The 3,011-nt window shown below is 43.5% G+C and carries 3 protein-coding genes; all 3 read right to left on the reverse strand.

The genetic code is table 11. From position 1 onward, the window contains the following. Positions 1-168, reverse strand: a 168-nt coding sequence (locus IM456_RS05120) for a helix-turn-helix domain-containing protein (protein ID WP_287707244.1), incomplete at its 3' end; no start/stop codon positions are given. A gap of 253 nt (positions 169-421) precedes the next feature. Further along, the gene (locus tag IM456_RS05125; protein WP_287693359.1) at positions 422-1,681 is read right to left on the reverse strand and encodes an L-lactate MFS transporter; all 1,260 of its coding nucleotides are present in this window, start codon (positions 1,679-1,681) and stop codon (positions 422-424) included. A gap of 297 nt (positions 1,682-1,978) precedes the next feature. Continuing rightward, positions 1,979-2,578: a peroxiredoxin gene (locus IM456_RS05130; RefSeq protein ID WP_002752469.1), complete on the reverse strand. Its 600-nt coding sequence runs from the start codon at positions 2,576-2,578 to the stop codon at positions 1,979-1,981. Positions 2,579-3,011 lie beyond the last annotated feature (433 nt).

Here is a 3,011-nt window from a genome sequence, read left to right on the forward strand (position 1 = left end):
CATTGAAGAAGTTTGAGCGTAGCCTACTCTTTCTTGCTTTTCGTACCAAGCTTGTGTTCGTTCGTGGAGAGCTTTGTTGTAAACTAATCTTACACAGCCCAAAGTGCGCCGCAATAGCGACTCTTGTTTTGGTGTGGGGTAAAATCGAAACGAATAGGCTTTTTCCATACCTCACATTTTAGCATATATTTCGTAAACGATGCTCATATTTAACAGTAAAGCCGTCGTAGAACGACGGGGTTTCAGACCCAAAATTTTCGATGATCAGTTAATTTCTTTCCTCGAGGAAAACCGAGATTTGATTCAATAATCACGCAGAAAAAGAGCGATTAAAAGACCTATACCGTCCAATGTGACCTCTTTCGAGTATTTTAAAGTATAAAATGGCGGCAGTATCTAGTCTAGGCTAAGATTAACTCCCTTAGCTAGGATTTGATAAATGTGATCGCTCTCTTTTCAGTAAGGCACTAGCCAGAAAAATACCCAGTATTGCCAATACAGCCATAGCATAAAAAGCGTAAGTGTAAGTACCGAACCAATCGCGAATTCTACCGGTTACTAAAGTTCCGATCAAAGCACCAACACCGTAGGCAGTAAAAACAATACCGTAATTTTGGGCGTAGTGGTCAGGATTGAAGAAGTGGAGAGTGGTAGCGGGAGCTAGGGCTAACCATCCCCCTAAACAGAACCAAAATAGACAAAAAGCCACTAGATAGCTAGTAACTGCCCCTTTTTCGGCCTTGACCATCAACAGGCAACCGATCAAAATGAGTGTATAGGCCCCAATCGCTAGATAATGGGGTTTCCAGCGATCGCTCAACCAACCGAACAAAGGACGACTAATACCATTAAACAAGGCAAATAGAGCAACACTACTAGCCGCTAACCCTGGCTCAATCTGAATAATTTCCTCAGCGACGGGACTAGAAATACCGATGGCACTCAAGCCAATTAAAGCACCAATAGTATAGCAAAGCCATAAGCCATAAAATGAGCGACTTTTCAGCATATTCACTGGATAATTGGCCTGAAAGTCGGATTTTCGATTAGCTAAATTTGCGGGAGGTTGCCAGTCCTGGGGGGGTAATTTCATGGCGAGGGCAATAATCATAATAATTATTGTAAAGATAATCCCCAAAAATCTTAAACTTGGTCTAACGCTATATTCATTGATTAATCGATTGGCTAAAGGTGCGGTAATCAGGGGAGAAAGGCCAAATCCGATGATAGTTAAACCCACCGCTAAACCTTTTTTGTCGGGAAACCAGCGTGCCACCACTGCCATGGGAACACCGTAAGCGATGCCGACTCCCGTGCCAGCAATGACTCCGTAGGTCAGAATAATTGTCTGGATCTGAGCGGCAAAACTAGCGAGAATATAGCCTAAACCGACGATAATTCCGCCGATAGCGGTCATCCTGCGAGTACCTACCCGGGGGATATAAAAACCGGCGATCGGCATAGAAGCGGCATAAAACACTAGGGCCACAGTGTAGGGTAGTAAGCTTTCCGTGGCGCTGAGATTTAACTCTGTTTCTAGGGGTTTTCTAAAGATACTCCAAGAGTACACCGTCCCTAAACAGAGTAAAACACCCATTCCTAGAGGTATTAATAACCATCTACCTTTGGCCGCGGGTAATCCCAAAACTGTCAACTCGGAATCATAATTACTGTTAGTCATAGATCGCCGTGACTCTTTCTAGACTTGTCTGGCCAGTATTCTAGATGAGGTCATGGCTAATGGGGCCAATTTTCCAGAAAATTTTCCGATTAAAATAAGGGGTGAAATAATTCACCCCTTTAGGGAGCATCTCACCTTTGTAACCCCTAAATCAGGTTTTATGTCAAGATATTTTGAAAGCCTTGCTAGAAACCAGTTTTAGGGACAAGTATAATTACTCACTTGCATAAATGAGATGCTCCCCCCCTTTAAAAGTCTCCCCCCATCTATAGCTGAGGGACTTCTGAGGATTTTTAACTAAACTGCCGCGAAGTAAACCTTCGACTTCACAGGGTCGGGAACCATGGTAGCATCCCCTTCTTGCCAACCGGCGGGACAAACTTCATCCGGATGGGATTGGACGTATTGAATCGCTTTCAGAGTGCGGAGGGTTTCATCGACACTGCGACCGAAAGAAAGATTATTAATAGTAGCGTGTTGGATAACACCTTCTTTATCGATGATAAACAGACCGCGCAGGGATACCCCCGCATCCGGGTCAAGAACATTGTAAGCGGTGCTGATTTCTTTTTTTAGATCCGACACCAACGGATAGGCCACATCACCGACACCGCCGGATTTTCTCTCGGTTTGAATCCATGCTAGGTGAGCAAATTCGCTATCGACGGACACCCCTAAAATCTCGGTGTTGATACTGCTAAATTCGCTAACTCGATCGCTGAAAGCGGTAATTTCCGTGGGGCAAACAAAGGTAAAATCGAGGGGATAGAAGAATAAAACGACGTATTTACCCCGATAATCCGATAATTTGATGGTTTTGAACTCTTGATCGAAAACGGCGGTCGCGGTGAAATCCGGCGCCGCTTGTCCGACTCTTAAGCAACCTTCGGCGGTCATACTTTTAATCTCCTTAATCTAGTTTCTGGGAAAATGCAACTATTTTTACATTCCTTAACAAATATATCATAGTCATAACGATTTTGAGTAGTCAGCAATCAGTTATCAGTTATCAGTTATCAGTTATCAGTTAGGGACTTGCGTAGGAATAATATCCCAGCCAGAAAATCGCTCTGTAGAAGAACCAGACCAGCCAGATGGTACATTATCAAAGCGCAAGTCCCTTATCAGTTATCAGTTATCAGTTATCAGTGGCTAGTGGGGAGATAGGGAGATAGGGAGATGGGGTGATGGTAGGGCTGTTTCATTCTCCCATCAGAATATCAAAAGTAAAAGCGATCACTGTCAGGTAAAATGAGAAGTGAACGCGAACTTTTGAAAGATATGTTGAGCTTAATAGAAAAACTAAAACAAGTCAAGGACTTTCGGAAAG

Source organism: Microcystis sp. M079S1 (genome assembly GCF_020246425.1).
Lineage (GTDB): Bacteria > Cyanobacteriota > Cyanobacteriia > Cyanobacteriales > Microcystaceae > Microcystis > Microcystis aeruginosa.